At 57.5% G+C, this 25,320-nt stretch carries 20 protein-coding genes; 12 read left to right on the top strand and 8 right to left on the bottom strand.

Features of this window, described 5'->3' with window-relative positions:
* Positions 1 to 76 precede the first annotated feature (76 nt).
* The 5 genes from ACQZ5K_RS03550 to ACQZ5K_RS03530 all read left to right on the top strand — a co-directional run bounded on the left by ACQZ5K_RS03550 (position 77) and on the right by ACQZ5K_RS03530 (position 5,495).
* Complete coding sequence (locus ACQZ5K_RS03550; protein ID WP_448739692.1) at positions 77 to 1,738, top strand: peptide ABC transporter substrate-binding protein; 1,662 nt, start codon at positions 77 to 79, stop codon at positions 1,736 to 1,738.
* A 130-nt stretch (positions 1,739 to 1,868) separates the two neighbouring features.
* Positions 1,869 to 2,819 (top strand): ABC transporter permease, encoded by a 951-nt coding sequence (locus ACQZ5K_RS03545; RefSeq protein ID WP_060723831.1) that lies wholly within the window; start codon positions 1,869 to 1,871, stop codon positions 2,817 to 2,819.
* A 41-nt stretch (positions 2,820 to 2,860) separates the two neighbouring features.
* Positions 2,861 to 3,751, top strand: coding sequence for an ABC transporter permease (locus tag ACQZ5K_RS03540; RefSeq protein WP_137004496.1), 891 nt, complete (start codon positions 2,861 to 2,863; stop codon positions 3,749 to 3,751).
* Positions 3,752 to 3,763: 12 nt separating this feature from the next.
* On the top strand, positions 3,764 to 5,089 hold the full coding sequence (locus ACQZ5K_RS03535) for an NAD(P)/FAD-dependent oxidoreductase (RefSeq protein WP_448739691.1): 1,326 nt from the start codon (positions 3,764 to 3,766) through the stop codon (positions 5,087 to 5,089).
* A 58-nt stretch (positions 5,090 to 5,147) separates the two neighbouring features.
* Positions 5,148 to 5,495, top strand: coding sequence for a cupin domain-containing protein (locus ACQZ5K_RS03530; RefSeq protein WP_448739690.1), 348 nt, complete (start codon positions 5,148 to 5,150; stop codon positions 5,493 to 5,495).
* Positions 5,496 to 5,568: 73 nt separating this feature from the next.
* Here the strand turns inward: ACQZ5K_RS03530 and ACQZ5K_RS03525 are convergent, their stop codons facing one another.
* Positions 5,569 to 6,810, bottom strand: coding sequence for a Zn-dependent hydrolase (locus ACQZ5K_RS03525; RefSeq protein ID WP_137004493.1), 1,242 nt, complete (start codon positions 6,808 to 6,810; stop codon positions 5,569 to 5,571).
* Positions 6,811 to 6,823: 13 nt separating this feature from the next.
* Complete coding sequence (locus tag ACQZ5K_RS03520) at positions 6,824 to 7,666, bottom strand: BtpA/SgcQ family protein (RefSeq protein ID WP_137004492.1); 843 nt, start codon at positions 7,664 to 7,666, stop codon at positions 6,824 to 6,826.
* A 25-nt stretch (positions 7,667 to 7,691) separates the two neighbouring features.
* Between ACQZ5K_RS03520 and ACQZ5K_RS03515 the strand changes: the two genes are divergently transcribed.
* A complete protein-coding gene (locus ACQZ5K_RS03515; protein WP_448739689.1) occupies positions 7,692 to 8,588 on the top strand; it encodes a ribokinase in 897 nt (298 codons plus the stop codon).
* Positions 8,589 to 8,597: 9 nt separating this feature from the next.
* On the opposite strand, the gene ACQZ5K_RS03510 is transcribed toward ACQZ5K_RS03515, so the two are convergent.
* The 6 genes from ACQZ5K_RS03510 to ACQZ5K_RS03485 are packed head-to-tail and all read right to left on the bottom strand — an operon-like array spanning position 8,598 to position 14,280.
* Positions 8,598 to 9,368, bottom strand: coding sequence for a glutamine amidotransferase (locus ACQZ5K_RS03510; RefSeq protein ID WP_448739688.1), 771 nt, complete (start codon positions 9,366 to 9,368; stop codon positions 8,598 to 8,600).
* Between the two features lie 24 nt (positions 9,369 to 9,392).
* Positions 9,393 to 10,460 (bottom strand): phosphotriesterase family protein, encoded by a 1,068-nt coding sequence (locus ACQZ5K_RS03505; RefSeq protein ID WP_137004489.1) that lies wholly within the window; start codon positions 10,458 to 10,460, stop codon positions 9,393 to 9,395.
* Between the two features lie 4 nt (positions 10,461 to 10,464).
* Positions 10,465 to 11,469, bottom strand: coding sequence for an ABC transporter permease (locus ACQZ5K_RS03500; protein ID WP_065656267.1), 1,005 nt, complete (start codon positions 11,467 to 11,469; stop codon positions 10,465 to 10,467).
* Positions 11,466 to 12,269 (bottom strand): ATP-binding cassette domain-containing protein, encoded by an 804-nt coding sequence (locus ACQZ5K_RS03495; protein WP_137004487.1) that lies wholly within the window; start codon positions 12,267 to 12,269, stop codon positions 11,466 to 11,468. Before ACQZ5K_RS03495 ends, ACQZ5K_RS03500 begins: the two co-directional genes overlap by 4 nt.
* Positions 12,266 to 13,219 carry an ABC transporter substrate-binding protein gene (locus ACQZ5K_RS03490; RefSeq protein WP_137004486.1) on the bottom strand — a complete coding sequence of 318 codons (954 nt, stop codon included), beginning with the start codon at positions 13,217 to 13,219 and terminating at the stop codon, positions 12,266 to 12,268. Before ACQZ5K_RS03490 ends, ACQZ5K_RS03495 begins: the two co-directional genes overlap by 4 nt.
* A gap of 32 nt (positions 13,220 to 13,251) precedes the next feature.
* A complete protein-coding gene (locus tag ACQZ5K_RS03485) occupies positions 13,252 to 14,280 on the bottom strand; it encodes a LacI family DNA-binding transcriptional regulator (RefSeq protein ID WP_448739687.1) in 1,029 nt (342 codons plus the stop codon).
* A gap of 449 nt (positions 14,281 to 14,729) precedes the next feature.
* Here ACQZ5K_RS03485 and ACQZ5K_RS03480 point away from each other — a divergent pair, with 449 nt between their 5' ends.
* The 6 genes from ACQZ5K_RS03480 (at position 14,730) to ACQZ5K_RS03455 (ending at position 25,320) form a co-directional block, all read left to right on the top strand.
* Entirely contained in the window at positions 14,730 to 16,160 is a 1,431-nt protein-coding gene (locus ACQZ5K_RS03480) for an MBOAT family O-acyltransferase (protein WP_448739686.1), read from the top strand.
* A gap of 12 nt (positions 16,161 to 16,172) precedes the next feature.
* The gene (locus ACQZ5K_RS03475; protein WP_137004483.1) at positions 16,173 to 17,243 is read left to right on the top strand and encodes an alginate O-acetyltransferase AlgX-related protein; all 1,071 of its coding nucleotides are present in this window, start codon (positions 16,173 to 16,175) and stop codon (positions 17,241 to 17,243) included.
* Positions 17,244 to 17,391: 148 nt separating this feature from the next.
* The gene (locus tag ACQZ5K_RS03470) at positions 17,392 to 19,035 is read left to right on the top strand and encodes a glycosyltransferase (RefSeq protein ID WP_448739685.1); all 1,644 of its coding nucleotides are present in this window, start codon (positions 17,392 to 17,394) and stop codon (positions 19,033 to 19,035) included.
* Positions 19,036 to 19,053: 18 nt separating this feature from the next.
* A complete protein-coding gene (locus ACQZ5K_RS03465; RefSeq protein ID WP_448739684.1) occupies positions 19,054 to 20,139 on the top strand; it encodes a PilZ domain-containing protein in 1,086 nt (361 codons plus the stop codon).
* 187 nt (positions 20,140 to 20,326) lie between these two features.
* Positions 20,327 to 24,166: a right-handed parallel beta-helix repeat-containing protein gene (locus ACQZ5K_RS03460; RefSeq protein ID WP_448739683.1), complete on the top strand. Its 3,840-nt coding sequence runs from the start codon at positions 20,327 to 20,329 to the stop codon at positions 24,164 to 24,166.
* Positions 24,166 to 25,320, top strand: a complete 1,155-nt coding sequence (locus ACQZ5K_RS03455; RefSeq protein WP_448739682.1) for an alginate lyase family protein — start codon at positions 24,166 to 24,168, stop codon at positions 25,318 to 25,320. The genes ACQZ5K_RS03460 and ACQZ5K_RS03455 overlap by 1 nt, the downstream gene beginning before the upstream one ends.

The raw sequence follows: 25,320 nt of genomic DNA, 5'->3' as shown, positions 1-25,320 counted from the left end.
AGGGAGCCAAACTGCCCAAAGAGGCGGAAGAAACAATAATCGTCATGTTCAACCATCGGATCAAGGGGAACTAAAAATGTCCGACCAGAACAAGCCGCTTATCAACACCACCCGCCGCCAGGCACTCGGCCTTTTTGCACTTGGTGCATCCGGTGTTGTCCTTTCCGGACTTCCGGTCTTTTCCCGCGCCATGGCGCAGGACAAGTCTGCCAAAGGCCAGCTGACCGTCGGCTTCTCTCAGGAACCCACTGTCTTCAATCCGCATATGCCCCACATTGAAGTGGATGAAGGGATCCACTTCAGCATTTTTGACCCGCTGTTTTACGTGGACGAGAAGGGCGCCTTCGTCGCGGCGCTAGCTGCGGAGGTCCCAACAGTCGAAAACGGCGGTATTTCCGCCGATGGTCTCAATTGGAAAGTCAAGCTTCGTGACGACGTCAAGTGGCACGATGGAAAGCCGTTTACCGCCGAAGATGTCAAGTTCACACTTGAGCTTCTCGTCGATCCGAATTTCCGGTCGTGGCGCAAGACCGGACATGAATTCGTCCGTGACCTGACCGTCGTGTCCCCGACGGAAATCACCTGGAAGATGGAAAAGCCCTTTGCGCCCTATCCGTCTATCCTTGCTTCCACCTTCATGACCCCGAAACATCTTCTCGGTGCGGAAGCGGACCGCAACACAGCCGCCTATAACAACGCACCTGTCGGTACCGGAGCCTTTAAATGGAAGGAACGCGTCGCCGGCGATTACATCCTTCTTGAAGCCAACACCGACTATTTTGGTGACGGCCCGCATGTCGAGCGTCTGATTTACAAATATGTCCCTGACCTCAATGTTCTGTACACCCAGTTCAAGACAGGCGATATCGACGTTGTTGGTCTGCAGTGGATCACGCCGGACCACTATGACGAGGCCAAGGATCTTTCCGGAAAGGTTGTCAATGTCGTACCCGGTTCAACGATTGAATCGCTCTCCTTCAACATGGAGCGGCCACAATTCAAGGATCCGGCTGTCCGGGAGGCTCTCTATGCCGCAATCGACAAACAGTCGATCATAGAAGCGCTCTATTACGGTTTGCCAACTCCCACGGAGAGCTACGTCCCCCGGCAGTCATTCTATTACAATCCGGATTTGCCCAAACATGAATATTCCATCGAAAAGGCGAAGAAGCTTCTGGATGATGCGGGCTGGGTGGCCGGTGCCGATGGTATTCGCGCGAAGGACGGGGTGAAGCTTGCCTTCACCTGCTCGACAACAGCGGGCAATCACATCCGCGAACAGGTGCAGCAATACATGCAGCAATCCTTTAGGGACATCGGCGTGGAAATGACCATCTCCAACCTGCCGCCGGCTGTCATGTGGGGCGACTACTGGATGTTGTCGAAATTCGATTCCGTTATTGTTGGCCTCGATTTTCTGACCGGGCCCGACCCCGATACATCTGATTTTTTCCGTTCGACTTCGAGCCCGGCGAAAGGCGGTTCGGGCCAGAACACCTGGCAGTTTGTCAACAAGGAAGTTGATGATCTTCTCGCGAAAGGCGGCAGCCTCTTCGTGCCGGAGGAGCGCAAGGCGGTTTACCTGAAAATTCAAGAGATCATGCGCAAGGAAATGCCGCTTCTGCCGCTGTTCCAATATGCGACGGTCCGCGGCCACAAGCAGGGTATCGAGAACGTCAAGCCGAACGTCAATACGCGCATCGACACATGGAACGTTGCGACCTGGCATCTGGCGTAAAGGCGAGCCACGAAACCGGGGCTTTGCTCCGAGATATGTGGAACGCGCCGGCTTTGAAACAGCCGGTGCACTGACGGCTATTCGTGGACGGGCTTGATGCCTGTCCACGATGCGACCTGGAGTCTCACCAATGCTGACCTTTCTTTTGCACCGCATATGGCAGAGCCTTGTGCTCCTGCTGCTTGTTTCGATTATTGGATTTGCGATCCTCAATCTTGCGCCGGGCGGGCCCCTGTCGCAATTTGCTCTCACGCCGGGCATGACGCGGGAAGCTCTCGACCGCATCGCCCACCAGATGGGCCTCGATCGGCCTTTGCCGATCCAGTATCTGGATTGGGCCTGGCGATTACTGCAGGGTGATTGGGGTAAATCCTATCGCGACCAGCGCCCGGTTCTCGACATTATCTCCGGACATCTTTTCGCGACATTGCTTTTGATGATCTCATCGACGGTCGTCTCGATCCTTGTCGGTACGTGGATCGGGATCAAGGGTGCCACCAAGCGTTATACGTTGTTCGATTATACCGCGACAGTCGGCGCGATGATCGCACTGTCCATTCCAACTTTCTGGTTCGGCCTGGTTGCGATCTATGTTTTTGCGCTGCGGCTGAAATGGCTGCCTGCGGGCAACATGTACACCATCGGTGACCAGTCATTCTACGACTATGCGATCCACCTGATCATGCCGAGCCTGGTGCTAGCACTCGTCAATATCGCCGTCTGGAGCCGCTATATGCGGACCGCGACGCTTGACGTCATCAATCAGGATTTCGTCCGCACCGCGCGGGCCAAGGGGCTGTCGCCACGTCGGGTATTGATGAAACATGTCGTTGGCAACGCCCTCCTGCCGATGATCACGCTTGCCGGCCTTCAGCTCCCGACGATCCTCGGTGGTGCGCTTGTTACGGAAACCGTCTTTACCTGGCCGGGCATGGGGCGTCTCTTCCTCGATAGCCTTGGTTATCATGACTATCCGGTGGTCATGGGCCTTTTGATGTTTTCCGCAATCCTCGTGCTGCTCGGCAGCCTGCTCGCTGACCTGATGGTCGCTCTCGTCGATCCCCGTATCCGGCTCGGATAGGACTTAATCGGCGAGCACCGCAATCAACGGAAGGAAAGACCATGTCCGCTGCCACACTCCAACCCACCCGCGCCGTGCCACGCTTCCGCTGGTGGCAGAACCGTACGCTTCTCCGCTTTGCCCGCCACAAGCTGGCAGTTCTTGGCGTCATCATGATTTCGATCATGATCTTCGCCTGCGTTGTCGGCCCATATCTCTTGCCTTACGACGAGTTGTTCATTGATCTGCGCGCGCGCTTTGCGCCGCCTTTGACCGGCCATCACATATTCGGTACGGACCCCCTCGGGCGCGACATCGCGGCGCGCCTGTTCAATGCCGGCCGCATCTCGCTGCTTGTCGGTTTTTTCGCCATGGTGCTGTCGACGGTGATCGGGACAGTCATCGGAGTCGTTGCCGGTTATTACGGCGGTCGCACCGGCGCAATCCTGATGCGCTTCGTTGATGCGTTTCTTTCTTTCCCGAGCATTTTCCTGCTTCTGGCACTGGCCGCTTTCGTCAAGCCGAGCCCGTTTATGATCACGGTCATCATTGCCGTCACGAGTTGGATGGAGATCGCACGCCTGGTCGAGGCAGAGGTCCGTTCCTTGCGCGAGCGAGACTTCGTGATGGCAGCCCGCATGCTTGGTCTGCCCAATGGCTGGATCATGTTTCGGGAACTACTGCCAAATGCTGCCGGGCCCATCATTGTCGCGGCGACGTTGACGGTGGCGCGCGCCATTCTTCTTGAAGCCTACATCAGTTTTCTGGGTTACGGCATTCAGCCGCCGCTGCCAAGTTGGGGCAACATGTTGAACGGTGCCCAGCAATATCTCGACAAGGCGCCCTGGCTCGCCATCGTACCCGGTGTCGCCATCACGCTTGCCGTCACGAGTTTCAACTTCATAGGCGACGGACTTCGCGACGCGCTCGATGCCCGCAGCGATCTGAATTGAGAGTGCGGGTTGATGGCTTCTTTCTCGCCCTTTGACGTCACGCTCTGGTATGCGACGGCCGCTTCCGCCCCGGTGACGGAACCGCTCTCTGGTCTCATCCAGGCAGATATCTGCATTGTCGGTGCCGGTTATACCGGGCTGACCACCGCCCTCGAACTGGCCAGGGCAGGCGTTGACGTCGTTCTTCTGGAACGGCAGGAAATCGGTTTTGGTGGCTCGGGCCGCAATGCCGGACATTGCACTCCGACGTTTACCCATTACAGTCTGCCTGAGCTGCGCAAAATGCTTGGCGAACCCTGGGCGGAACGGCTCATCGAACGGCAGACGCGGGCGAATGATCGCGTTTCCCAACTGGTCCGCGATTACCAGATCGACTGCGAATGGGTGCAGCGGGGTTATGTGATGGGTGCGCCGCACGGCGGCGCAATGGAAGAAATAAGGCGCAAGGTCGAGACGTACAATCAGGTCGGCGCCAAAACCCGGCTGCTCGATCGCGATGAAATCACTGCTGTCACCGGAAGTCCACGTTTCGAGGGTGGCTGGCTACATGAAGAGGCAGGCCATCTCAATCCGCTCGGTTATGCCAGAGGGCTTGGGAGAGCAGTTCTTCAGGAGGGCGGGAGGATATTCACCGGCTCGGGGGTAACGGGGTGCGAGCGCGAGGCGAGAGGCGGCTGGAAGGTGACGACAGAGCGTGGAGAGGTTATCGCATCCAAGGTGATCTTCACCACTGGCGCCTACACTGTCGGCGGATGGCCGAAGCTCGATCAGACCTTCAAAATTCAGCGCGTTTTCGTCGCCGCGACCCAAATAATGTCAGAGGAGACACGCCGGACCGTTCTGCCACAAAACACCACGATCCATGATGGCCGGGGTGACATCTACGTCTATAAATACAACGCCGAAGGTCGCATTGTAGCATCGATGTTTCCCATGGGGCGCCGTGGGCGGGACATGATCTACACGAAACAGGTCATGAGCGAGCGACTGAAATGGTTGCATCCCCAGATCACCGAGGATATTCGCTGGGATTATGTCTGGTTTGGCGAACTGGACATGCAATTTCGCACCGTTCCACGTCTTTATAATCTTGCGCCGGGCGTCGTGGCTCTGACAGGTCTTTCGGGTCGCGGCGTGCCAACCGGTTCGATGCTGGGTTCCATCCTCTCGGAATGGGCGCTCGGCAAGCCGGAAAACGAACTGGCTCTCAAACTGGAGCCGCTGAAATCCGCACCCTTCTACATGAGTTTCGCTCCAGCCCTGACCCTGAGATATTACCGTCTGCGCGACAACATCGCGACAAGGCTCGCGGGCAGGGAGCTTCCGCCCCATGCGTGACGCGCGTCAAGCTCTAATCCAACGAAATCCTCAAACAAACCTGGCGAGGAGAATGCTCATGACAATGCCGATTTTCAATATCTCCGATGATGTAGACCTTGTCCCGGCCATGCCGGCTGAAGGACGGGACGGCGGCTCCTTCCGCCGTCAGATATGGCAAGACGACGTCGAAAACGGCACGATCGTCGCCGTCTGGAAGGCGGAGCCAGGCATCTACAACTACCCCGGCCGGGAACTTGAAGAAACCTTCGTAGTGATTGAGGGCGAGGCGATATATTCGCAGGCGGACGCCGATCCTGTGAAAATTGGTCCAGGCTCGATCGTCAGCATCGCCAAGGGTGTTCCAAGCCGTCTCGAAATCCAGTCACCGTTTCGCAAGCTGGCGACGGTTATTCCGAAACCCTAACGATATACCGTCTCTTCCAGCGACCTTTGCGCGCTGCCTGACGGTATGCGCACCGAGTGGTATTCCACAGAGCTTAACGGAGGGCTTGAAGGGCCGAGGCAAAAAGCATGTTGCATCCCGCAATGCTGTGTTCGGGTTCGACATGCTCCGCCTCGTTGTGGCTGAGACCATCCCGGCAGGGGACGAAAATCATCGCTGATGGAGCGACGCGATTCATGAAGAGGGCGTCGTGGAAAGCGCCAGACAGCATTCGTTGGGTGACAAAGCCGCGATCTTTGGCGGCGCGATCCAGCGTCGCGATAATATCTTCCTGAAAATTCGCCGGCGGCATATCGAATATCTGCGTAATCGTCGCTTCACAGTTTTGATCACCCGCGGCCCTTTGCGTGACCGCGCGAATTTTACGCTCCATGTCATCAAGGATTTCGATAGAGGGGTGTCTTATATCCACGGTGAAAACCACAGTCTGTGGAATGGCGTTAACGGCGCCCGGCTGCAGTGCCATTCGTCCAACGGTGAAGCGGGCGGACGGATCCGATGGCATGATCGCAGGGAAAAGCGATCCCAACCCATTGACTGCAGCGTGAAACGGATCTCGCCTGTACATCAGTGCTGTGGTGCCGGCGTGTGCGGTCTGGCCGGAGATGGATACTTGCAGCCAACGCGTCCCCTGTATTCCCGTGACAATCCCTATTGGTATGCCTTGTTTTTCAAGCGACGGCCCCTGCTCGATATGAACCTCGATATAGGCAAATACGGGAAAACCGAGCTCGCGCATTGACGCTTGGGGCAAACTTTTCAAGGTGTCGGCAAGCTCGGTTGCGAAATCGGCCCCGTCATCTGTTGCCGCAAGGTTCCTCCAGCTTTCAGGGATTGTCCGTGAAGCAAAAGCCATTGAACCCATGCAACCCGGCGCAAAGCGGCAGCCTTCCTCATTGGTGAAAGCGACGACTTCAACGGGGCGTTCCGTTTCGATCCCGAAATCCTCGAGAGTTTCCAGCACCTCGAATGCGCAAAGCGTTCCCAGTGCGCCATCGAACCGGCCGCCTGCCGGCTGGCTATCCAGATGGCTGCCAATCAAGAGCGGCGCAAGACTGTTGTTACGACCGTCCCGGCGAACGAAGAGATTGGCGATGGGATCCTGGAACACGGAAAAGCCCCGATCAATGGCGAGTTTCGCCAGCAGTCGTCTCGCCTCACGATCAAGTCCGGTCAGCGCCTGCCGGTTGACGCCGCCCTTTTCAGTTGCGCCGATCGCCGCAAATCGATCGAGATTTGCCAGCAGTCTTTCGCCGTTGATCGAAAGTTTTGCCATTGCTGTCTCCTTTTCAGCCATCGAGGCCGGGCTGAGCCGCTGCAACGAAAGAACGTACCCGGGACAGTTCGACCGGGTTCCACCAGACGCCGCCTTCCTTCAGCGATGACGCCACGATTACGCCATTGGTGCGTTTGAGGATTTCGATAATATTGCCTTCGTTGACCCCTGAGCCGACCAGAAGCGGCAGATGCGTGGCCGCGCCGATCTCCTCGATCTCTTCAAGAGACGCGCTGTTTCCGGTCCGCTGGCCTGTCGCTATGACGGCATCGGCGTCGAAGAAGGCGAGATCGCGCGTCAGCTCATCAATGCTGCGATCCGCCGTGATGGCGTGGGCGCCGTGCTTCACATGGCTGTCGGCAAAAACCTTGATGTGCTCTGCCCGCAGCAGCGAACGGTAACGCATCGCCTCGGCCGCACGGCCCTCCATGAAACCCTCATTGGCCACATAGGCATTGGCCCATTGATTGACGCGGATGAACTTTGCCCCGCCCGCCATGGCGATCGCGAAGGCCGGGATCGGGGCATTGGCGAGCACGTTGATGCCGACAGGCACGCCGGCGGCGCGAACGATGCGATCCGTCACCACGCTCATGAAAGCCGACGTTTCCGGCCCGATATCGTCAGGCTTGGAGAAAGGAACGTCGCCGTGGTTTTCGACGATCAGGCCATGCATGCCGCCTTCGACAAGGCGTTCTGCATCGCGCATGCAGGCATCATAGATGGTATCCATGCTCGCATCGCGATAACGCGGGGCTCCCGGAAAGGCCGGGCAATGTATCATGCCGATCAGCGCCTTGCTGCGGCCGAAAATTTCCTGAATGGCATTGGCCGCGTTGTCGGATATGGTCTGCATTTCCAGTCCCTTTCGAAAGTTTTCCATGCGTGCCTTTGTTATCGGCAATATCGCACTCGATGAAACCTATTCCATTGCCGCACTGCCGGAGGCAGGCGCTTCAATCTTCGGCGAGCAGGCCTCGCGCAGTCTCGGTGGCAAAGGCTGCAACCAGGCCATTGTTCTTTCGCGCTGCGGCGTCGAAACCACGCTCGTCGCCGCCGTCGGCAGGGACGACCGCGCCGTTGCGATCGGAAAAGCGCTCACCCGCGAGCCACTGACACCGAAGCTCATTCCCGTCGACAGTGCCACCAGCGATATCTCCATCATCCTGACGACGCCGGACGGTGAAAACTCGATCATCACTACCCGTTCGGCAGCGGCAGCGCTCGATCAAAAAGCTGCCTTGGACGCCCTTGCCGTCGCCGTCTCCGGTGACCTTCTCGTTTTGCAGGGCAATCTTTCGGAAGAAACGACCCTTGCCATTCTCGATGCGGCGAGATCGAAGGGACTAAAGACGGCTTTCAATCCGTCGCCGCTTCAGCCCTGGTTTGCAAGCGTCCTGCCGTTCATCGATATCGCCGTCCTCAACCGCCTCGAGGCCGAGGCGCTGACGGGTGAGAGAGGGTCCGATGCCGGAGCGTCCCTGCTGCGCGCCGGTGTCGGCCTCGTCATCGTCACGCTTGGCGGGCAGGGCTGCGTGCTCGTGTCCGCCGATGGCGCCATCGAGGTGCCGGCGGCGCCAGCGACGATCGTCGACACTACGGGCGCCGGCGATTGCTTCGCGGGTGTTGCGCTCGCCTCCGCCACGCTTCGCGGCGTCGCCGTGGATGCGCGTGCCCTTGAGGATGCCGCGAGGGCCGCAGCCATCACGGTTGGCCGTCGGGGCACACAGGATGCCTTTCCCAGCCGTCAAGAACTGATGACCATTTTGCAGGCGTAGCCGCTCTGGTCACGGCTTTTCCGTCAGCCAGCCGAGAATGTTCTTCCACAGCCGCCCATAGCCATCCCATTCGCAGAAGGCTGGAGAAAGCCAGTGCGGACCAATGTCGGATGTCCATGCGGCCGTGCGGCCCTTGCCGAACCGACCGGTGACGAGCAGCGGATGGGAACCCTGATCTTCCGGCAGACGGGCAACCACCTCGACATCGGCGCGGTCACGCACCTCAACCTCGTTCACCCCCAGCAGAAGTGGCCATTCGCCGGAAAGGCCCGCCACGGTCGGATGGTCGGGTTTCAGAATATCGGCCGTCGAGCCCTCAGGAATTTCCACGCGGTCGTCCCATGGAAGGCAGGTGACGGGCAACGTATCTTCCACCGGCGTGCGGCGCCAGCGGGCCTTGCCATCGATGCCCTGGAAAGAGAAGTAGCCGCCGACCATCAGCAGGCCACCGCCTTTTTCGACCCATACCTTCATCAGCTTCAACCGGTTCGGCACGGTTTTGGACTGCAGCCAGACGGCCGGTGGCAGCAGGAGCGAATTCGCACCGATATCCGAGAGGATGATGGCGTCATAGACGTCAAGCCCTGCCATCTCGAAGGGAAACTTCTCCACCGCATCGTGGGCAGTCATGTAAGTCAGCTCATATTCGCTGCCGTCTAGCGCCTTCACCAGCGGTTCGGCACCGAGGTGAAACGTCACGCTGCCAAATTGATCGAAGCCCTTGTAGTGGGTGGCGGAGCTGACCCAGCTTTCGCCGACGAGAAGAACTTTTTTTGTCATGATCTTTCCATTTCCATAGGTTCGTCAGGTCTTTCCCTGGAAGACCGAGCGCGGATTATCCCGCATGAGGGTTTGAAGAGTGGCGTCGTTGAGGCCATGCCGCTTCAGCCGCGGCAGGAAATGCCTGAGGATATAGGCGTAGCCATTGCCGCCATACCGCGTCAGCATCATTTTCAGGAAGACGTCATGAGACAGCAGAATGCGGTCGAGGTAACCGCCCTCCGCCAGCGTGACAATCGAACGGGCGGCATCCTCGTCGCTGGGGCATTGCACCTGCTGGTCGGCGTAGAAAAAATCCATACCGATCATGTCGTATTCGATGAAGGCGCGGCGATCTGCGAGTTCGCTCTGGTAGGTGATATCCGCGTGGGACGGGTTCATGTGACAAAGAACCGTATGGTTCAGATCGGCGCCTTCATCCGCGACGATGTCGAGAACCCTGTGTCCCAGCCGAAGCCATCCCGGCAAATGAACCATCAGGGGAAGGCCGGTGCGGACCTGCGCCTGCGCCGCTCCCCGCAGTGACTTTTCCTCCGTTGCCGTGAAATCCGCGGAAACACCGATTTCGCCGATCAGGCCGATGCGGATATCGGTCCCATCGACACCGTTGAGCGCCTCGTGCACGATTTCGTCGGCAATAGCTTCGACGGTCAGCCCAGCCACCTTTTCGGGGTGGGAGGACGCAAGGTAATAACCAGCGCCCATGACGATGTTGAGCCCCGTCGCCTGTGAAATCCGTCGCAGCGCCAGCGGATTTCTGCCGATACCCTGACAGGTCGGCTCCACGACAGTCTGTCCCCCCGCCCTGGCGAAATCGTTCAGTTCCGCAATCGCCAACGGCTCGTCATCGAGCGTGATATTGTGCTTGTTGACGAAGGGATCCTGACGCAGTTCGCCGAGGATTTCCATGCAGACGAAGCCTTCGGCGAGATATTGTCGCTCCGGTGTCCTTGGGGCGTGCCACCAGCATCGGCAATCGTTGAGGATGTGCTCGTGCATCAGGGTGACGCCAAGCTGGTCCGCAGCGATTGCGCCTTGCACGGTCATGATCTTTCCCGACTGGATATGCCCTTCTGACAGTTCCGTGGCCATCGCATCATCCCTTTCTCTTCGCGCCGAGGCGGAAGTTGGCGGTGAAGATGCGTGTGTTGAGCCAGATCGCGGCAAGGATGATGGCGCCCGTCACGATCTGGGTGAAGAAGGGAGAGATGTGCATGAGGATAAGACCGTTGCCTATCACGGCGATTGTCATGGTGCCCAGGACCGTACCGAGAATGGTGCCTCGGCCGCCCATCAGTGAAGTCCCGCCCAGAACCACGGCCGCAACCACCTGAAGCTCGAAACCGACGGCCGCATTCGACGATCCGGACCCCAGCCGTGCTGCAATCATGAGGCCGGCAATGGCCGAGGCCACGCCCGCAGCCAGATAGACCGACGCTAGAATCCATTTTGCGGGCATTCCCACACGGCGCGCCGCTTCCGGATTGGAGCCGACAGCAACTACGCGACGACCATATCGGGTGCTGGAAAGCACGATATAGGCGATGACGGTAACGACGACGCCGATCAGGGCGGGGACGGGCATGCCAAGGAAATCACCCCTGCCGAGGTAAAAGAAACCGGGCGCTTCCGGTATCGGCACGGAATAGCCCTGCGTGATATAGAGGGCAACGCCGCGCAGGATGGAGAGGCCTGCAAGCGTCACGATGAAGGCCGGAATGCCCTGATAGGCAATGAACCAGCCCTGCACTAGGCCAAGCCCGCCGCCGAGCACGAGCATGGCGACGACAACCAGCGGCCAGGGGTAACCGGCCGCAAGCAGGATCGCCCCGACGGCATTGATCAGGGCGACCATGGAGCCGACGGACAGATCGATACCGCCGGTGATGATGACGAATGTCATCGCGACTGAGACGATCAGGATGGGCGCGGCCTGACGGACCACGTTCAGAAGATTGCCGGCCGTCAGAAACGTATCCGTTGTTGCGGAGAAGAACACCATGCAGAGGGCAAAAAAGGCCGCGATGGAAAGCACCTGCGCATTTTCGGCGAAAAAGTCCGAAAGCGGCGAGCCTTTGGCGCGTTCAGTATAGACGGTCAATGACGTTGCCCTCCCACGATCAGCCGCACGAGATCCTCGAGGCTGGTGTCGTTGATCTGACGCTCTGCCACCTTGGTGCCTTCATACATGACGGCGATGCGGTCGCAGACCCGGAAGAGATCCTGAAGCCGGTGGGTTATGAGAATAACCGACACGCCCTTTGCCTTGACTCGATTGATGAGCGAAAGCACGGCTTCTACTTCCGCAACGGCAAGCGCCGATGTCGGCTCGTCCATGATCAGAACCTTCGGATTGAAGGAGGCCGCGCGCGCGATCGCGATTGCCTGCCTCTGGCCGCCGGAGAGTTTCTCCACCTTGGAGGTGAGGCGCGGAATGCGGATTTCCAGTGCATCCAGCATCTTGCGAGCTTCCGAAAGCATGGTCGGCCGGTCGAGAAACGGACCTTTGGTAATTTCGCGCCCGAGAAAGAGATTGCCCACGACATCGATATGATCGCACAGGCTGAGATCCTGAAAAACCATTTCGATGTTGCGGTTGCGGGCATCGGCGGGGCCTGAAAAGCGAATGGCCTCGCCTTCCATCGTGATCGTCCCGTCATCAGGGATATAGGTGCCGGATATCACCTTGGTCAGAGTTGATTTACCGGCCGCATTGTCGCCGACGAGACCGAGGCATTCGCCGGGGAAAATATCGAGATCGACGCCTCGAAGCGCCTGATGCGAGCCAAATGTCTTGCGGATATTGCGCAGGGAGATGCGCGCTTCACGATCGGGCTGCCGGGAGAGAACATCTCCCCCGGCGCCGTCGACAGCGCCTGTGTGCTGTCCGGCCGCAATCATTTGAAGACCGCGCGGTAGGGTTCGACATTGGCCTTGGTGACGATGGTGACCGGAACGGCAATGGTCTTTTCGACGGTACCGCCGTCGGAGACCGTCTTGAGCGCCTTGACCGCCGCTGCACCCATGGCGGAAGGATCCTGCTGGATGACGCCTGCGACATAACCCGCATCGATACCGGCAATCGCCTGCTTGGTAAGGTCCCAACCAAAGACCTTGATGTCTTTCTGCTTGCTCTGGCTTTCAACGGCCGCGACTGCTCCCATGAGGGCCGGCTCACCGGTGGCGTAGATGGCGGTCATGTCCGGATTGCCGGTAATGAGGTTTTCCGCTGCCGAAAGTGCGGTGTCCTGAACGTTCTGGCCATCGACAACGCCGCCGGACGTGATGCCGGGCTCGTCCTTGATGGTGTCTTCAAAGCCCTTCTGGCGGATATTCTGGATGAAGGAGTTCAGTGCGCCGACGACACCGATCTTGGCCTTGCCGGCCATGTCGGACTTCACGTAATCGAGGAAAAATTTCCCCATGTCCGCGCCCGCTTTGCCGTTATCCACGCCGATCTGCGCTTTCTGCGGTCCTTCCGGCAGGATGGCGTCAATCGCGACGACGGGAATATTGGCGGCAGCCGCCTGATTTACGGCCGGCATGATACCGTTGACATCGATGGCGACCACGGCAATGCCGTCCACCTTCTGCTGGATATAGGTCTCGATCGCGCTGTTCTGGGCGGCGGGATCGTTATTGGCATTGAAGATCACCAGCTTGACGCCGGCTTCCTTGGCCGCCTTTTCAGCACCTTCGTTCATCTGGTTAAAAAACAGCGCCTGCTGGTTGATCTGCACTAGGGCGATCGTCTTTTCAGCAGCGTTGGCAAGACCGGCAGACAAGGTCGCGCCGGCAAGAACGGTCGCAGCAAGAGCTGCAGAAAAATGTCGACGTTTAAAATTCAGCATTATCGTTCTTCCTCTGTTGGTTTCGTTGCTTTTTATTTGATCGCGGGCGGCGCAACGGATTCACGCACGACGATTTCGACGGGCAGCAATTCCTCCGACAGGAAGGAAGAATCCTGGTCCCAGTTGGTTTCAAGCAGAAGCGACAGAGCGCGCTGGCCGATCGCACTGACGGGTTGGCGAATGGCGGTGAGCGGTGGCGCAAAAAGGTGCAGTGGCCCGACATCATCAAAGCCGATCATCGAAACGTCCTGCGGAATACGCACGCCTTCGGCGCGCAGCACCTCGATAAAGCCGATGGCGATTTCGTCCGAACTCGCAAACACCGCCGTTGCGGGCCGGCCTTCATCGAGAAACCGACGGGCCGCCGCACGGCCGAATTCCACCGTGTAGGCGCCGCAATATCTCGAGATTGAAAGCTCTGCCTCACTTGCCCGCTCGGTAAGGGCAGATGTCATTCCTCGGAAACGGCGCTCCGTACTGATCATATCGTCGGGGCCGCCGATATAGAGCACCCGTCTGTGCCCGTGGTCAGCCAGATGCGCCCCCGCCAGGCGGCCGCCCTGTTCATTGTCGCAAAAGAGTTTCGGCACCGTTGCGCCTGGAACGTCCTCATCGACTACCACGACCTTACCCGTGGCGTTGATGAGTTCTGCCAATTCCTCCGTATTCGGGTGGTTGGTGATGAAAACGAGGCCGTCGACATGATTGCGGGCAAGCAGACGCAGATACGACAATTCCCGGCCCGTGCGGTTCAGCGTCGCAAAGAGAGACAGGGCGAGGCCATGCCTGTCGGCCTCCTCTTCCACGGCAGCAACCAGCGTTCCGAAAAACGGATTACCGATGTCAGGAACGACCAGACCAATCGTATCCGATCGACCTCGGCTCAGACGCCTCGCATGTGGGTTGGGCACATAGTTGAGTTCGCGAATGGCGGTTTCGATCCGCGTCTTCGTCTCTGCCGGAAGCTCAAGAGTGCCGTTCAACAGTCGCGATACCGTCGCAACGGAAACGCCTGCCGCCTGGGCAACGTCCTTCAGACTGGTCGCATGATTACGCGCCATAGAACTCCCGCTTTCTGTTCCGCTCAATCCGGGCCTTTTCGACCTCTGTCGGTTTTGTAAAGCGATTTACTAAACCGTTTTACAAAGAAGTATAAAATTTTCGAACTGTCAATGCCGTTTTTCGAAATTCGCTGGTTTGCTGTCGCGGACCTGGCGCCGCTGCGCAGGCCTCATCTGGCACGGAACCGAAAAGGTATTCCGGGCTTCGTCGCGGTCACGATAAAGATGGAAACTGCAATCAATTTGCGGATAGGGCCGCTTGTGTGCATCAAGAGAAATCTGGTCGGCCAGGTTTAGTCTGGTGAATTTCTTCGGAACCGCTGCGATTCGAAAACCGGTTGGCGCATCAAGTGGTTTAATTTTTTATTAACAGGTTATTGACTCCCGCATAAATTCATATTCTTATATACGAATATTAACTTCGACCTTCATGAAGAAAGTCGATAAAGATGGTTTTTTCATCAAGCTTATTTATATTTATGTTTTTACCGATTGCGCTCGGTGTTTATTTTTCCGTTCCATTCCGGTACAAATCGGTCGTTATACTTCTGTTTTCCTACCTGTTCTACGGATGGTGGAGAATAGATTACCTTGCCCTGCTTTTTCTCGTGACGCTCTGGAGCTATATCTTCGGAAAGCTGATCTATGTGGAGCGGACGGCGCAAGCGCGAAAAAGATTGCTGATTGTTGCGATTTCCGGGCCTCTACTTGTGCTCGGTTATTTCAAATACTGCAATTTCTTCATGGACAGCCTCGCCGATCTCTTGAATGGCGGTGACCCGTTCACATCGTGGCATGCGCGAATCCTGCTACCGATCGGCATCTCGTTTTATATTTTTCAAGCGATCTCTTACCTTATCGATATTTATAGGGAAGACGCGCCACCGGCGCAGAACTTCTTCGATTTTGCAGCATTCAAGGCTCTGTTCCCGCAATTGGTCGCCGGCCCGGTCCTGCGTTACAAGGACCTTGCCCGTCAGTTCACCTATCGCGAGCATTCGCTTGAGCTCTTTGCCGAAGGCGGCATTCGTTTTTTTGCCGGGCTCGCCAAGAAGGTACTGATTGCGGATTCCGTTGCGCCCATAGCGGATGCGATATTCGCCAAAGCCGATCCGACATTTGCCGAGGCCTGGCTTGGAACCGTCGCTTATTCGATACAGCTGTATTTCGATTTTTCGGGCTATTCCAGCATGGCTATCGGATTGGGAATGATGATGGGTTTCCGCTTTATCGAAAATTTCGACTGTCCCTATGTTTCCCGTTCAATCACGGAATTCTGGCGTCGCTGGCATCTGAGCCTGTCGGCCTGGCTGCGGGACTACCTCTATATTCCGCTGGGCGGAAACCGGTTGGGAACCGCAAGGACCTATTTCAACCTGTTCATTACCATGGTGCTGGGCGGACTTTGGCATGGCGCGAACTGGACCTTCATACTATGGGGTGTCTGGCACGGCGGGCTTCTGGCATTGGAGCGCCTGTTCGGGGTCAAGCCGTCCGATAAGCGCTCTTTCGTGGCGTTGGGTGGCACCCTGGTGCTGGTCATGCTCGGTTGGGTCATGTTCCGATCGCTTGACGTGCATAGCGCGCTCGACATGTATCGCGGAATGTCAGGCTTCAACGGATTTCATATCCAGCCGGATATCGCGTGGCAGATCAAGAACTTCGCCCTTGCTTCGCTGGCCGTTGGTGTGGCGGTGGTGTTTATTGAACCGTGGTTCAACCGGACTTTCCCGGCCGAGCGATTGATCCACATGCCGCTTGGTCCGTCGACCGCGGGCGTGGCTTTGGTGGCCACGGGCATCGTCTGCTTTTTTGGCATGGTTTCGATATTGAAGCTGACAGCCGACAATGATTCACCCTTCCTCTACTTTCAGTTCTAGGGAGTACGGCGCATGATCTCACCACGTTTGCTTTCAACCGCGTCCGTTCTCTTCTTGTTGCTGGCCGGTGCCGGAATCACGGCTAATTATGTGGTCAGTATCCCGGATGAAGACCTGAAAGTGGATGAACTTGCCGATATCTGGACCGGGAAGGTCGCCAGTCGGCTCGAAGAAGGCTACGAGCGGGAACTGCCGTTCAGCAATTTCGCCGTCGAGTTTTTTAATGCAGTTTCTCTCGGTGTTTTCGGGGAGGCCAGGAAAGGTGCAATCGTTGGCCGGAGCGGCTGGCTTTTCACGGCGGAGGAATTCGCGTGGAGCCGGACATCGGAGGCCAATCTTGCAACGTCTTTCCAGACGATTGTGGATGTTCGTTCCAGATTGGCAGAAAAAGGCGTCACTCTGGTCATCGTACCGATCCCGCCTAAAGCGCAAGTCGTGGCCGGGCAGTTGGGCGGCAACGTTTTGCCTGAAGCCAACGCAGATCTCTATGAGAGATTTATGGCTTTCCTGAACGAGAAGGGGATTGCGGTCGCAGACGTGGTCGCGACGTTCGGTTCCGCAAAGCCGGAAGAACTTTTTCTGCGATCGGATACGCATTGGACGGTCAAAGGCAGCGGTCTGGCGGCCAAGGCGGCTTGTGCTGCCATTCCCCGTCGCGATCAATTGATGAAAACTGCTTTTGACAGCGTATCCCAACACGATGTCAACCATGTCGGCGACCTCGCGAAGTTTGTCAATGCCGGCTGGATGTTGCCCGGGGCCGGTACGGGTTTCGACATCATCCAGCCGATATCGGCTGCCGCCAGGGTGGATAGCGCCGACGCGCTGTTTGCTGATGGCGCGGTTGGAGCTCAAGCGGCGGATCAGGTCGTGCTGGTCGGGACGAGCTATAGCGCGAACCCTCTCTGGTCTTTTGAAGATCAGTTGAAAACCACATGCGAGGTGGATGTTCTCAATTTCGCCAGGGAAGGAAAGGGGCCTTTTGTGCCCATGCTGGATTTTCTGGAGAAACTTCGCTCGCAAACGGCGCCAAAAGTCGTGTTGTGGGAGATCCCGGTACGTTATCTCGATGACGTCGTGTAAATATATGTCCTTTACGTGTATATATTGTAATTTAAAGTTTGCTTAAGTTAAAAAAATATATACAATGAAATTGTATAGCTTGTTATTCGTTATTTACTTCGCACTTTGATCGAAATTTTGTAAATTTATTTCATTGATGGATTGAATGATGAGACACTATCTCGAAAAGAGAGTGCTCGGTCTTCCTGATGAAGTATTGCCTGTTGATAGATTATCGACAGTGCCGGTTTCTCGGGCAGGGGAGCAATCCGCTATCGTCGATTGGAGCGAGAGCCTTCCGGCCCATTTGCTGTTTGTGCTTGGCCTCGCCAGCTTGATCGTGATTGTCCCGGAGGGCGTGCTTTTTGGCGCAAACGCGGGTCTTTTGTTCGGTCTGGGCGCACTGGCTGTGTGGCGGTATTCTTGGGGTGTCCTGCATTTCGTGCGGTCCAACATCTACCGTCGCATTGTTTTTCCAAAAATGCGCATTCGAGCGGATCGTCATCTCCAGCACAGTGCGCAAAACGGCCAGGCGCCTCATGCTTATCTCATCGTAACCAGTTTCCGCATCGACGGCGACACGACAGCCGAGGTCTATCGCGCCGCATTCCGGGCAGCGCTTGCTTCTCGCGGCGGCGCGACGGTCATCGCGTCCATCGTCGAAATGTCCGACCAGCGCCTGATCCGTTCGATGCATCGTCTTATTTGCGGAGAAAACGCCGATATCCGTCTGGTGATCGTTCGCATCAATGGCAGCGGCAAGCGGGATGCGCTGGCCTACGCGTTTCGGGCCGTCTCCAAGCTGGAACCGCGAGGCGACGACGTCGTGGCAGTTATCGATGGCGATTCCATCGTTCCTGAAAACCTCGTCGATCGGTGCGCCGGTTTCTTCGCGGATGGTCGCGTCGGTGCTTTGACCACGGATGAGACGTCGCGGGTGCGTGGAAAATCGTCATTTCACGTCTGGTATTCGTTGCGGTTTGCGCAACGCCATATTCTGATGTCTTCGAACGGGCTTTCAAGACGCGTTTTGACGCTGACCGGGCGAATGTCGATGTTTCGTGCCTCTGTCATCGCCAATTCCGATTTCATTCGGCAGGTGGAACTGGACTATATCGAGCACTGGCGTCTTGGCAGGCTGAAGTTCCTCACCGGCGACGACAAGTCCAGCTGGTACTGGTTGCTGCGTAACAATTATCACATGCTGTATGTACCCGACGTCACCGTCGCGACAGTTGAAGACCCTCCGACATCAGGCTTTTTCCAGGCCGCGGCGCAATTGATGACGCGCTGGTTCGGCAATATGCTACGGACGAACAGCCGGGCACTCGCACTTGGTCCCTGGCATATCGGTTATTTTACCTGGTGGACGATTTTCGATCAGCGCATCTCGATGTGGACGTCGCTTGCTGGTCTCGTCATGGTCATCCTGATCGGACTGTTCGACAACCCGTTCATCTTTCCGGCCTATTTCGCCTGGGTTTTGCTCACGCGCTACATCATGACGCTGATGCTGTTCAATTCCCGTCCGCGGGTTTCGATTTTCTATCCCTTTTTCATCTATTTCAATCAGGTGTTCGGCTCGATCATAAAAACCTACATTTTCTTCCACCTCGATCGCCAGAAGTGGACGCGGCAGAAAACGACACTGTCCACCAATGGCACAGGCCGAGCCGCCGCGCTGAAAAATGCCTCTTCCACTTACATGCATGTTTTATCGATTACCCTGTTTGTAACCCTCATATCGTTGCTCGTCGGTCAATTGTCGGTCCCAGGCATTGAGGCGACGACTGCGATTTTCGGTATGCGTTGACCCGCGAAGGAGCCCAAAATGAATATGAGCATCGTGAGTTTCGAAGCGGATGAGCAACGCCAGCATGCGCGCTACAAGTTGCCGCTGAAATGCGTCATCGATCAGCACAGATATTCCACGGTCGATTGGTCTTTGGGCGGGGTGGGTGTCGCAACGGGCGATGTCACCTTCGAAGAAGGACAAGTGTTTCCCTTGCAGTTGCAGATCCCTCTCGATGGTTTCGACATGATGTTGCCCGTCAAAGGGGAAGTACGTCATTCCAGCGCAGAAACCGGCCGCACGGGTTTCAAATTTGTCGGTACGTCTCCGGCCGCACAGCGCATGTTGCGTTATATCCACGATTCCTACATCAGCGGTGAGCTCGTAGAGGGTAACGACATTCTCGATTTCGCCAGGCGCGCTTCCGGCGAGGTCAAACTGCGCCCACGAAAATCGGGCGAGCCGGTACCGGGCGTCAGCAAATTCCGAAAAGCCGTGGGCATTGTCGCCACGATGGCCCTGTCGCTCGCGCTTGCGGCGTTCCTGACAAGCAGCCTTTATGAACGTCTTTGGGTCTTCGAGGCCGATAGTGCGGTGGTGACGGTCGATACGGTTCCGGTTCTTGCGCCCGCCAATGGCATCATCACCAATCTGGTGACCGGGCCGGTAAAAAGTGGTGAGCGGATTTTGACCGTTCTGACCGAGAGCGGACAGAGCACGTCGGTCGTCGCATCATGCGATTGCGCTGCCGAGCCCATAGGTCCGGCTGTCGATACGCAGATCAAGGCCGGAGCGCAGGTATTGGGACTGCGTCATGCGGATGCCAAACCGCACGTGGTCGCCATGGTAGATCGCTCACATCTGATGGCGCTCTATAAGGCGCCGCATGTCAGCGTCGACCTGCCGCAAGGCAAGGTTCTTCATGCTGTGGCGTTGGCTCAATTGCCTAAAGTCAGCGAACAGTCCGCTGCCACCAGCGACCGGGTAGCAGTCAGGATCGATCTTGGCGGAAATGACCTGTCGGCCGAAATCGGTACACCCGCGGTCGTTCGCTTCGACAACGGACCATGGTTCGGCCTGACCCAGCGGTTTGCGGATTTGACGAGCAAAATCCTGCCGAAATAGGTGGTTGCGGGAGGTTTTTCCTCCCTCTGCCAAAAGGCGGCTGGCCGGCCGCATGTTGAATGACAGTTGCAGAAAATTCATGTGCAGGGGACGTCTCGGTCTCTGAAGGGGCATCCGTTGCCTGCATTCCGGTTCTCTGCACGCCATTATCGAGCAGCTTTTACGATACAGACCTGACGAAGGAAGCATGATGACACGCGACATCATCCACCTATCAAGTTCCAATTGCCGGTGGCCGCCGAAAACGGGGAGCGCCCTGTTGTCGCTGCGCGTGGCGGCGTTGTCGATCTGCCTCGTCTTTCCAATCGGGCACTGGCCGGTTGCCTCCTCGGTTGCTTTCGCCCAGCAGGCCCCCGCAACGCCGTCATCGGCGCTCGGCAAAGCCGATGCCGCCATGTCGGACATTACCGCGAATGTCCTGAAGGCCGATGGTGCGACAGACGCCCGACAGCGCCTCGCATTTCTCGATGCGGCGCGTGCTGGCATGACACAACTGAAATCGTGGGTGGCGGCGGATTCCGCCGAGGCAAAGGCGGCATTGAGCAAGCTGGCCTCCGCTGGCGTCGACGCCGACAGTCTGGTTTCCGCCAGTATTTCCGCATTGCAGGAACAGATGAAGGGCCGTATCGCCGACCCGGAGCAAAGAACCGGGATGCGCGTGCGGATAATGGAGCTGATCGAAGCTCTTTCTCTGCCGGAATTGCAGGTCGCTGCCCTGGGAGGTTATGCGGCTCTCCTCGCCAAGGGCGACAAGCTGAATGCCATAAGCCTGATGGAGAAGGCGGCCGAGCGTGTCGACCTCATCAAGGACGAGACGGCAAAGAACGCGGCGCTGAACACCCTGGCGCAAACGGCAACGATCATCGAGCCCAAACTATCCTCTGCGCTCGCCGACAAGGCGATTTCGCGCATGTGGCCCACACGCATGCGCGGCTATGCCCGCTACGATCTGGCGTTGCGAATTCTTGCGGGCAAACAGATCGACGGTAAACCAGTCAGCGTCGCCGCCACGGACGCGATCGTGGCGCAGAGCGCTGGCGCCCTCAAGAAAGACGATCTGGAGCAGGCCTTGTTGTGGGCGCTGGCGATCAATCCGGAAGATTCCGAAGCGCGCAAGAAGGCGGTCGACAATGCGGCCGATCTGGCTCTCAGTGAGGGCAAGCTGGAATGGATGCCGGTGCTGGCCACCAGCCTTGCGGACAACAGCGATCAGGAAGATCTGATCGAGAAGCTTGTAAAGCAGCGCATCGAAGCCGGACGTGGGCTGGATGCAGCAAAGTTGGCGGACTACTTGCCGGAAAGCGCGTTGCGCGCCGAACTTGATTTCACGCTGGCAACGGTGTTCGCGAAAAACGATCTGAAGAAGATGGCGGACGCTTCCTATGCCAGTGGAAACGCCGTTCTTGCGGACTTGTCCGGCCCTGAGCGTGGAGTGGCGATGGTAGCGGCGGCCGAGAGCGCCATCAACCTTGAGCGACTGGATGACGCCTTGGCGCTGGTGCAGGAATTGCGTGCAGCGAAGGATGGCGGCAACACGATTGCCAATCTCGCCAAAAGCCTCGCGGATGCCGACAGGCTGAAAGACGCGGAGACACTGCTGCCCTTTCTCCAGGGCGGCAATGACCGCGACAAGGCTGTTGCCGGTATCGCCCGCGTGAAGGCGCGGGAAGGTGATATCGCGGCGGCCAAGAGTGCGCTCGAGACCATTGCCAATAGCCGTGACAGGGGACGCGTACAGTCCGAACTGGCGCGCACGCTCGCCAAAAAGGGCGAGACGGATGACGCGAAGTCGGTCGCCCTTTCCATTCAGGACACGGAGTTCCGGATAGAGGCGCTGCTGCGGCTGGCCTCGGTTGCCAACGACAACAAGGGCAACGGCGATTTCGACGCGCTGGTCGGCGAAGCGGTGAAAGTTGCAGCCGGTGAGGACAAAAAAGACAGCCGCGACAAGGGGTATCTGAAGATCGTCGAAGCGCTGACCGATGCACGCAAAACCGATGCAGCCAAGCAACTGGTTGATCGTATCGCCGATGAGAAGATCAAGGCGCGGGCCGCCAGCATGATTGGCAAACGTGCTGCGCTGGATGGTTTTGGCAGTGAGGCCTTGACCTATCTCGCTTCATTCGCCGGTGCTGCGGACGATGAGACGCTCAAGGCCGACGTTCTGGTCGCGGCGGCGGCAAATCCGGCGATGCTCAAATTCGCATCGGTTCAGTCGAGCACGCTGAAGGATCACATGTTACGTGTCCGCACGGCGCGCGCCATCGCGGAAGCCAGTTTCCGTTCTCTCGATGTGCGTAATCTCGGTTGGGGCAAAGGAAGCCCGGCCGATTACATGGCCATGCAACAACAGGCGCCGAAGCTTGAGGCGGCAGCAGAAGCAATACCTGCTGCCGCCTTCAGTGATGGCAGGCTGACACTTGCGCGTCAGAAAGGCAGAATGAGCCTTCCAGAGACTTACACCTATTCCGACATTTCTGTTGGTGCCGGCACGGTGCGAGGGAATGTACCCTTGCCGCAGCCCGGTCACGCTGCCGTTACGCTTGCCAATCTCAGTCCCTACAGTGACAAGTTCATGGAAGATCTGGCTGCGGGCAATACGGGGCTGTCCTTTGCGGCTGAAGCGCAAGGCATTCCTTATCCGCGCATCATCGTTATCCAGAGCGGCGTCTACACTCTTGGCAGCCTGGCAAGCGAACTGAATGCTGGCGACGGGTTTCCGTTGGTGACGCGCGAAAACGATGTCGTGACGCTGCGTGCGCCCGTTCTGGTGGCCGAGGGGGCGACGTTGATCCTGTCGGGACAGGAAGCGGCCACCTATCGTCTTTCAGCGACGGCCGGCAGTTTCATTTCCGTGGCTGGAACGCTTTATGTCCAGGATACGACCGTGACATCCTGGGATGAGGCGACCGGAACGCCACGTTATTCGGACAAGGAAAAGCGTCATGTTTTCCGGCCCTATATCATAGGCTGGAGCAATTCACGGCTGATGATCGGTGGCTCCGTACTGGATTCGCTGGGTTACGCCGCGCCCAAGTCCTTCGGTCTGGCCTTTTCCGCCGGTCCCAAGTCCGTGGCGCAGCAGATTACCGGCGCACGTGCGCCGACGGGGATCGTCGTCGACAATTTCTTCCACAATTTCGAATATGGATTCTACTCCTATGAGGCAGACGATGTAAGTCTCGTGGGGAACGAGTATCGGGACAACGTCCTCTACGCGATCGACCCGCACGATCGCTCTCATCGACTGCTGATTGCCCTTAACACCACCTATGACACCAAGGCCAAACACGGCATCATCGTATCGCGTGAGGTGAATTTCTCCTGGATCGTCGGCAATGTGTCCCACACCAATGCCGGCTCGGGCTTCATGATCGACCGCAACAGCGTCGACAATTTCGTTTATGCCAATGTCGCCTTCGACAACAAGCAGGATGGCCTGACACTCTTTGAGAGCAGCTGCAATCTTGCTGTCGGCAACCGGTTCTTCGACAACAAGCGTGCGGGCATCAAGATCCGCAACAGCTGGGATGTTGGCGTTCATGAGAATATTCTGGAAAACAACGCCCAGGATGCAATCCACGGCTATATCAGCAACTTGCGAGCATCTCCCGCTAACGCATTGCGCGATTTCGAGTTTGATCCCTATCTGCCGCTGACGACCTTTGCGGCCAGCGGTAACCGCATCCATGGAAATGGCGGCGGTATCAAGGTTGACGGGACGTCAGGTTTCAGCCTTTCCGGCAACGATTATCTCAATCAGGTCGGCCGGCTGATCGATGGTGATGGTCGGGCGATGGAAGGCCATATGTTGCGCTTCAACGAGCGCGAAAGCGTGTTGATAACCTCGACAGTGTGCCGGCCGAAACGCCCGGAAGCCTATAGCTGCCGTTTCCGCGATGCAGGTTTTTTCAATGGCGACGGTCAATCTGCAATCTTCGCGGAAAATGCACTGACCGACACCTGCACGAATGTTTCAAACTCCGTTCAGTACGAGAACTTCAATGGGACGGGAGGCCGAAGCTGATGGCAATATTTTCCGGGATTCCTGGCGGAAAAATCGCCCCGAGACGCGGTATCGTTGTAGCCTTTAGTGTCTGGTTCTGCGCCACCTCGGCCGCAACCGCAGCAACTGCCTATGACGGTCTTTTCGATGTTGCGGCCCGCAAGTTAGCAATCGCGGCCGATACCTCGGGGCGCCTTCGCAAACAATGCCTTGCGATCAAGGCCGACAGCAAATGGCTTGATCTCGAGGTCGTCGAGGGATTTCGTCCGACCGCCGGTTACGGTAGCGATCGAGCCGGTGCGCAGTTCGCCTGGGCCATCATGGTGCTTTCCAGTCGCTCGCTTGGCGGTGACGCCGCGTCGACCACGATGCTGCGTAGCCTTCTGAACACCTGGGCGGATCGTGGCGCCTTGGAAAAAACGGAGGTGGGGCACGACGCCTATTATGCGCTGAAGCGCGCACTTTTGCCGACCATCACGGCCTTTTTGATCATTCGCGACGAGCTACCGGAAGCGGAACGGTCGAAAATTCAGACATGGCTCGATCCGCTGGTTCGCCGTGTTGACCAGACATTCAACGGTGACGTCGACGTCAACAACCACCGGTATCTGGCCGATAGTGTGTTGATGACATGGGGCGGGATCGTCGGGGATGACGGTCTTTATGAAAAAGGCAGATCGCGCTTTCTCTCCATTCTCGATGAGGCGCGCGCTAATGGCGGCCTGCCGCTTGAAACGCGTCGGGGTGCGCGGTCGCTCTGGTATATGCGGCAGTCGCTGACCAGCATGGTGGTGATGGCAGAGGTTGCCCGCGGCCACGGCGAAAACCTCTATGTGAAGACGTCCGGCGACGCCAGCCCCGTCAAACGGTCGATCTGGACGATTTTCGGTTATTGGCTGAACGGCATCAACGATCCGGTTCTCGTCAATGCCTATGCGGCCGAGAATTACATCCCCGGCCCAAGCCGTGATTATCTTCACCAGGATACGGGTTTTCTCGATAACCGTGGCAATGGCCGTCACTATCTCGCATTCCTCGAAGCTTTGGCCGCTGTTCCGACCGAGAATATCTCCATGCAGCGCGCGATTGCGCTGCTGCAAAAGGATGCGGCGACCGAACGGCCCTTGATCGATGAATTTGTCGGCGGCAACGCCACTTGTTTCTGGGGGAAGTGA

This window comes from Agrobacterium sp. 22-226-1 (genome assembly GCF_053522345.1).
Note: the sequence above shows the minus strand (reverse complement) of the source record. Positions and strands in the feature narration are given on the sequence as shown.